This window comes from Mycobacterium sp. TH-M82 (assembly GCF_057473605.1).
The window spans coordinates 1-6942 of sequence record NZ_JBYCKY010000778.1; the positions used below are offsets into that span (position 1 = coordinate 1).

Annotated in this window: 8 protein-coding genes and 1 pseudogene; 4 read left to right on the forward strand and 5 right to left on the reverse strand. The window is 61.8% G+C overall.

Annotated features, from left to right (window positions below):
- The 4 genes from AC2VON_RS23050 to AC2VON_RS23065 all read right to left on the reverse strand — a co-directional run.
- A partial coding sequence (locus AC2VON_RS23050) for a transposase (protein ID WP_486954925.1) occupies window positions 1-394 on the reverse strand: 394 nt, incomplete at its 3' end.
- Entirely contained in the window at window positions 391-645 is a 255-nt protein-coding gene (locus tag AC2VON_RS23055; RefSeq protein WP_486954926.1) for a helix-turn-helix domain-containing protein, read from the reverse strand. The genes AC2VON_RS23055 and AC2VON_RS23050, both read right to left, overlap by 4 nt.
- A 33-nt stretch (window positions 646-678) precedes the next feature.
- Window positions 679-1383, reverse strand: a complete 705-nt coding sequence (locus AC2VON_RS23060) for a phosphoadenylyl-sulfate reductase (RefSeq protein WP_486954927.1) — start codon at window positions 1381-1383, stop codon at window positions 679-681.
- A 92-nt stretch (window positions 1384-1475) separates the two neighbouring features.
- On the reverse strand, window positions 1476-1757 hold the full coding sequence (locus tag AC2VON_RS23065) for a hypothetical protein (protein ID WP_486954928.1): 282 nt from the start codon (window positions 1755-1757) through the stop codon (window positions 1476-1478).
- 289 nt (window positions 1758-2046) lie between these two features.
- On the opposite strand from AC2VON_RS23065, the gene AC2VON_RS23070 reads away from it, so the two are divergent.
- Both AC2VON_RS23070 and AC2VON_RS23075 read left to right on the forward strand, forming a co-directional pair.
- Window positions 2047-2904, forward strand: a complete 858-nt coding sequence (locus AC2VON_RS23070) for a 3-hydroxyacyl-CoA dehydrogenase (protein ID WP_486954929.1) — start codon at window positions 2047-2049, stop codon at window positions 2902-2904.
- Window positions 2905-2923: 19 nt separating this feature from the next.
- Complete coding sequence (locus tag AC2VON_RS23075; RefSeq protein WP_486954930.1) at window positions 2924-4687, forward strand: oleate hydratase; 1764 nt, start codon at window positions 2924-2926, stop codon at window positions 4685-4687.
- Window positions 4688-5039: 352 nt separating this feature from the next.
- On the opposite strand, the gene AC2VON_RS23080 is transcribed toward AC2VON_RS23075, so the two are convergent.
- The gene (locus AC2VON_RS23080; protein WP_486954931.1) at window positions 5040-5393 is read right to left on the reverse strand and encodes a transposase; all 354 of its coding nucleotides are present in this window, start codon (window positions 5391-5393) and stop codon (window positions 5040-5042) included.
- A 263-nt stretch (window positions 5394-5656) separates the two neighbouring features.
- On the opposite strand from AC2VON_RS23080, the gene AC2VON_RS23085 reads away from it, so the two are divergent.
- Together AC2VON_RS23085 and AC2VON_RS23090 are read left to right on the forward strand one after the other, a co-directional pair.
- Complete coding sequence (locus AC2VON_RS23085) at window positions 5657-6220, forward strand: OsmC family protein (protein ID WP_486954932.1); 564 nt, start codon at window positions 5657-5659, stop codon at window positions 6218-6220.
- A 455-nt stretch (window positions 6221-6675) separates the two neighbouring features.
- A pseudogene (locus AC2VON_RS23090) lies at window positions 6676-6942 on the forward strand (hypothetical protein); the annotation flags it as partial.

Genomic DNA, 6942 nt, shown 5'->3' on the forward strand with positions numbered 1-6942 from the left:
TGTAGTGCATGTGGAAGCGTGGGTGGTTGTCCAGCCAGGTCGCCACGGTGGGTGCCTTGTGGGTGCCGTAGTTGTCGGCGACCAGGTGCACGTCGAGGTGGGCGGGAACCCGAGCGTCGATTTTGGCGAGGAACTTGCGGAACTCGATCGCGCGGTGTCGGCGGTGCAGGGAGGTGATCACGGTGGCGTCGCTGATGTCGAAGGCGGCGAACAGGCTGGTGGTGCCATGCCGGACGTAGTCGTGGGTGCGTTTCTCGGGCATGCCGGGCATCACCGGGAATGCCGGCTGGCTGCGCGCCAGCGCCTGGATCTGGGACTTCTCGTCCACACTCAGGACCACCGCGGCCTCGGGCGGGTCCAGGTAGAGCCCGACGATGTCATAGACCTTGTTCACAAACAGCGGGTCGTTGGACTCGTGGACTTGGACAGCCCGCAGCGCTGGGCCATCGATGCCCGCGACCAGTGCGTGGCGTCGGCGGGGGTCGATTCCAGGGTGGCCACCACCACGTCTTCGACCTGCTCGGCGGTCACCGACGCGGGTCGGACCGGGCGCGGGTCGTCGACCAGTCCGTCCAGCCGCGATTCGACGAGCCGGGCCCGCCACTTGCCCACCGTCGGCTGCGCCACCCGCTCGCGGGCCGCCACTTGCTTGTTGAGCCCGCGATCAGATGACAGAGCTCACGTGATATGCAGTCCGCATTCGGTTTTGGGGTGCCCTGGCCAGCGTCCGCTGCGCGGGTGGGCGCCGGGCGCTGGCTTCACGGTGCACGGGGCACAGCCGATCGACGTATAGCCTTCGTCGGCGAGCGGATTGACCAGCACGTTATTTTTAGCGATGTAGTCGGCCATGTCCTGGTCGGACCATGCGGCCAGCGGGTTGACTTTCACCACCTTGAACTTCTCGTCGAAGCTGACCCACGGCGCGTTGGCGCGGGTTGGCGCATCAGCGCGGCGAAGCCCGGTGACCCACGCCGAATACCCGTGCAGCGTGTTGGCCAGCGGGACGACTTTGCGCAGGTGACAACACAAGTCGGGGTCGCGGGCGTAGAGGTCCTTGCCCAATAGTTGGTCCTGCTCAGCTACCGTGTGCTCCGGAATGATGTTGAGCAACCGGATGTCGTAGGTTGCCCCGACCGCGTCACGGGTGCCCAGGGTCTCAGGAAAGTGATAGCCGGTGTCCAAAAACAGCACCTGCACGCCCGGGCGCACCTTTGCGGCTAGATCGACCAGCACCGCATCCGACATGTTGGAGGCCACCACGTAACCGTCGGCGCCGAAGGTCTCGTCGGTCCAGCGCAGCAGGTCGGCCGCATGGACTCCATGGATCTCGGGGCGGTATCCCGCTGCCAGCTCCCGCAGCCTTGCCTCGGTGAAACTGCTCATCGCCACGCCTCCTCCTGATCCTTGAATCCCAGGGATATCCGACCATTCGACCGGTGTGGCGGATAGGGACAAAAGTCCTGATCGGTCGGGGCCTATGTCAGACGGCCCCGTCCGCGGGTTTGCTGAAGGTCCGGGCCGCACGACAGGATCGAGACCTCACCGACATCCGCTTCCTCGCCGATCAGCTTGGGCTGGCAATCGCGGGCCAGGTCCTCGATGTCGCGGAACGGTACTTCGGCACGGATCGGCTGGAACCCAAGTCGCAGTTCTTCATTGAGCAGATGTTTGGGGATGGCTTCACGAACCGACCCCGCTGCACCGACGATGACCAGTTCGGGATCGGAACTCAGGGGTCGACGACGACCAGCCGTCATCCAGCGTGTAGCGGCCCCCAGATATCCGGGCGGGCCGTTCGATCCGGTGGGAAAATGCAGGCCCGGATTCCCAACCGGTCGAGGCCTTTTGGATCTATGAGCGGCTTCATCCCAGGTGTTTTGATCGCTCCGAGAGTAGTGGTCGAGGATGTCATGAAGAATTCAATTGGCTTAGGAATAACGATGCGGTCATCACCCTGCCTAGCCGTCGAACCGATGTTCAACCTGCCGAGCCGAACGCGCACGCCGTCGCAATCGGTGGCATCATCCTCGCCGAACGGAGCGACTCATGAGTATTGACATCCGTAATGTGACAGTCCTGGGTGCCGGTGTTCTTGGCTCCCAGATCGCCTTCCAGTCGGCGTTCAAGGGATTTACCGTCGTTTCCTACGACATCAACGACAACGCGCTGGAGGCCGCCAAAAAACGCTACGACGCCCTGGTGGCTACCTACGTCGAGGAGGTTCCCGACGCCAAGGACGGAGCAGCGGCCGCGGCGCTGAATCGGATCACCCTGACCTCAGACCTCGCCGAAGCCGCGGCGCATGCCGACCTGGTCATCGAGGCGGTTCCCGAGGTCCTCGCGCTGAAACGGGAGACCTTCGAGAAGCTCGCCACCCTTGCGCCGCCCATGGCGATCTTCGCCACTAATTCCTCGACGCTGCTGCCCAGCGATCTCAAGGATGCGACGGGTCGCCCCGACCGATTCCTGGCGTTGCACTTCGCCAACCGGGTCTGGCAGTTCAACACCGCCGAAGTCATGGGCAGTACCGACACCGATCCCAACGTCTATGCCGCGGTCGTCGAATTCGCCAAAGCCATCGGCATGGTGCCCATCGCGTTGCACAAGGAGAAAGCGGGTTATGTGCTCAACTCGCTGCTGGTGCCGTTCCTGAACGCCGCCACCGAGCTGGCCTTCGGCGGATATGCCGACCCGCCGGATGTCGACAGCACCTGGTGCATCGCCACCGGTGCGCCGCTGGGCCCTTTCCAGATGCTCGACATCATCGGCCTCACCACGCCGTACAACATCATGGTCCGCGGGGATGCCCAATCACAGAAGATCGCCGCCTGGCTCAAGGAGAACTACATCGAAAAGGGCAAGCTCGGTCTCGCCACCGGCGAGGGCTTCTACAAGTACAAGTGATGGACCGGAGGGAAACGTCATGTATTACAGCAGCGGAAACTACGAAGCCTTCGCTCGCCCCCGCAAACCCGAGGGCATCGAGAACAAGACCGCCTGGCTGGTAGGCGCCGGCCTAGCATCGATGTCGGCCGCGGCATTCATGATCCGCGACGGCCAGCTGCCCGGAGCCAAGATCACCATCCTGGAACGACTCCCACTGCCCGGCGGGGCACTCGACGGCATCAAAGAGCCCAAGCGGGGCTTCGCCATTCGCGGCGGCCGCGAGATGGAGGACCGCTTTGAATGCTTGTGGGACCTGTTTCGGTCCGTGCCATCCATCGAGATCGAAGGCGCCAGCGTGCTCGACGAGTTCTACTGGCTCAACAAGGACGACCCGAGCCGAAGTCTGTGCCGCGCCACCGTCAACCAAGGTCAGGACGCCCACACTGACGGTTTGTTCGCCCTGAACGCCAAGGCGCAAAAGGAGATCCTCAAAGTCTTCCTCGCTTCGCGCGCAGAGATGGAGAACAAACGCATCAACGAGGTGTTCAGCCGCGACTTCCTCGACAGCAACTTCTGGCTGTACTGGCGCACGATCTTCGCATTCGAGGAGTGGCACAGCGCGCTGGAGATGAAACTCTACCTGCACCGGTTCATCCACCACGTCGGCGGAATGCCCGACTTGTCGACGCTTAAGTTCACCAAATACAACCAGTACGAGTTGCTGGTCCTGCCGCTCTACACATGGCTGCTCGAACACGGCGTGACGTTTCACTTCAACACCGAAGTCATCGACATCGACTTCGGCATCAGTGCAGATCTCAAGCAGGCCACCAGAATTCACTGGATTCGCGACGGCATCTCGGACGGGGTTGACCTCGGGCCCGACGACCTGGTGCTGACCACCATCGGCTCGCTGACCGAAAACTCCGACAACGGCGACAACCACACCCCCGCAAAGCTCGACACCGGCCCGGCACCGGCGTGGGAGCTATGGCGGCGCATCGCGGCCAACGATCCCTGCTTCGGGCGCCCAGACGTGTTCGGCAGCCATATCCCCGACACCAAATGGGAGTCGGCCACTGTCACCACGCTGGATCACCGGATCCCGGAGTACATCCACAAAATCTGCAAGCGGGATCCGTTCAGCGGCAAGATCGTCACCGGCGGCATCGTGACAGCGCGAGATTCCAAGTGGTTGCTGAGCTGGACGGTCAGCCGTCAGCCCCACTTCAAGCAGCAGCCGCCCAACCAGATCGTGGTGTGGCTGTATGCACTGTTCGTCGACGTGCCGGGTGATTACGTCGACAAGCCGATGCAGGACTGCACCGGCGAGGAGATCACCCGGGAATGGCTCTATCACCTGGGCGTGCCCGAGGACGAGATTCCCGAACTGGCGGCCAGCGGCGCCAAGACGGTGCCGGTGATGATGCCCTATGTGACCGCATTCTTCATGCCGCGTGCAGCTGGTGACCGCCCGGACGTGGTTCCTGAGGGTGCCGTGAACTTCGCGTTCGTCGGCCAGTTCGCCGAGACCACCCGAGATTGCATCTTCACGACCGAATACTCGGTGCGCACCGGCATGGAGGCCGCCTATCGGCTACTCGGCGTGGACCGCGGCGTCCCGGAGGTGTTCAACTCGACCTACGACATCCGCGAACTCCTGGCCGCCGCCGTGCACCTGCGCGACGGCAAGGAAGTCGACATCCCCATCCCGGAGATCCTGCGCCAACGCCTCGTAGATAAGATGACCAACAACGAAATTGGCGAACTGCTCGTGGAATACGGTCTGATCAAAGGCTGACAAACGCATCGTCGGGCAGATACGTTCACCCGGCTCGCCAGCACGGTTTATGCAACGCTACGTTCAGTCCGTCATCTGCATAAAATGCGTTCCGGCCGACAAAGGGTATGGCCCCGATCGGATGCCAGAAGCGGTACGCCAACAACCATGGCAGCTCTACGGTGACGACGGGCATGGGCAGGACCCGCAACGTGATAGCAGGTACTCCTCTGTTGAGGTTAAGGCGGCGGTTTTTCGGCTCTCCTGATGGCATCGAGGTGGGTCGGGGAGCGTGCGGGTAGGGCGCACGGACGTGATCTAGGTTCGATGGCTCTAACCCCGATCGATCCTGCCGGAGCCGTCGGTGCGCGCATCAACCCTTGTCGTCCTCGTTCTTCCCGGAGGCGTGGGTGATCGGGCTGGTGGCCGCGTAGTTCTTGCGGGCCTTCGCGGTGGTGTAGCGGCCGGGGTCACCACCGAACTCGGCGAGCATCCCGGCACCGAGGGACGGGCCTATCCTGGGCTGGGACAGGATGATCTCAGCGTCCGGGTGCCGACCAAAAGACGCTTCGGCCTGAGTTTCCAAGGTCTCAACCTGTTCATGAAGGACGCTCAGCACTGCGTCCGCGGCGCGGGTGGTCACTGCGTCCGCGGTGGTGATCACCATTGCCCGGTCCGCTTGCACGCCGCGTAGCGCGGCCTGGATCCGGGCGCGTTCCCAGATCATCTTGTGTGTGTGCGCGGGCCGCGACCCACGGGCCGCGGCCGGTCTCGATCCCGATCGCCGGGCGAGAACCGACAACACCCTCCCGCACATAACGCTGCACGAAAATTCGAGATAAGGGTCGAAAGTCCCTATCTGCACAGTGCAAGTAACTGCGATTGTGTATACATCCGCATCACGAAGATACGGTGCACCGTGCACAGCAATCAACGACGTTGCGCGGTAATTCAAGAGATGATTGGAGATTGATGATGGGGAACACGAATGTGCTCGACGGCGTCGATATGAAGGCGTTGACAACGATGGTTGAAGCGGTGAGGAATGATCGCAATCTGGCCAAGGTGACCTTCAGGGCCAACTCCCAGTGGCACGGTGGTTGCCTGGTTAGCTCTCAGATTGCAGCGATGACCCAGGGAGGCGACACCGACACCGGCCGGGCTGGGAAGAAGTTCACGATGACAAGCGACCATCCTGTCTCACTGCTCGGCAACGATACGGCGCCCACGCCGGCCGAGTACCTGCTGCAGGGCCTCGCGGGTTGCTTGGCGTGCAACATAGTGGGGACTGCCGCGTCTCGGGGAATCGAACTGGAAAGCTACACCTGCGAGGTGGAAACTGACTTCGACGTGGCGTCGCTGTTCTTAGGTATCACCGCGGGGATCACCGCCGAACAAGGATCTGGTGCCCAGGAGTTTCGCGCCAAGTTGAAGATCGTCGCGCCGAGAGCGAGCCGGGAAGAAATCGAAGCCGTGGTCCAGGCCGGAAAGGAACGCTCTCCCGTTACCAATACCCTCGCCAGGGCGGCCAAGGTGGTTGTGACGCTGGAGTGAACACCGCGGACTGTCGCTGGTAGCTCCTAGCGGCGACAAAAACCGCTGGGAGCTCTAGTCTTATTATGTCGCGGCTCGCACAGTAAGGTTTTGCCGGATTTTATCGAAGTAGCGGGTTGTGGATGGCAGTAGAGAAAAACATTATGGCATATTTCGGGTGGGCGTCTATAAACTACCGGCCGGACGCGGACGCAACTTCGGAAGCTCTGGTAATGCCGGACGTGAATCATCGCACTCGTCAACTCGATTTATCGCGAAACCACCCATGCGCAACGATTAAAATTAGCGAACGAATTTCTGACCCTGGTTACCAGCTTGGAACCCTCACTGACCCACTCGGGAAAGTTCGGCCCCTTCTGGCGGCAGGCTGGCAGGTTCTGACGTTTTGAGGCGTACCGCAGATGCCTGGGGTGCAATCAACTATTGGCAATCAACTTTTGAAGGGAGCGATCACGATGACGCAGACCAAACCACGGGTCCTGGTGTTGGGGAGTAGCTTTGCCGGGCTGACGACGGCCCGGTTCATCCGCGAGCACGCCGGTGACGCCGTCGAGCTTGTCGTGGTGGATCGGAATCCGTATATGACTTTTGTGCCGAATATCCAGTTAGAGGTGTTCGCCGATCACGATCCCCTCGAATCCCTGCTGCTGGACACCCCGAAGATCCACGGTCATGACGGCAACACCTTCTTGAACGCCGAGGTGATCGCGATCGACCCCGAT

Excerpts from the sequence above, each read along its gene's own strand:
- AC2VON_RS23060 (WP_486954927.1), bottom strand. The coding sequence starts at position 1,383 with ATGAGCAGTTTCACCGAGGCAAGGCTGCGGGAGCTGGCAGCGGGATAC.
- AC2VON_RS23065 (WP_486954928.1), bottom strand. The coding sequence starts at position 1,757 with ATGACGGCTGGTCGTCGTCGACCCCTGAGTTCCGATCCCGAACTGGTC.
- AC2VON_RS23070 (WP_486954929.1), top strand. The coding sequence starts at position 2,047 with ATGAGTATTGACATCCGTAATGTGACAGTCCTGGGTGCCGGTGTTCTT.
- AC2VON_RS23075 (WP_486954930.1), top strand. The coding sequence starts at position 2,924 with ATGTATTACAGCAGCGGAAACTACGAAGCCTTCGCTCGCCCCCGCAAA.
- AC2VON_RS23080 (WP_486954931.1), bottom strand. The coding sequence starts at position 5,393 with ATGATCTGGGAACGCGCCCGGATCCAGGCCGCGCTACGCGGCGTGCAA.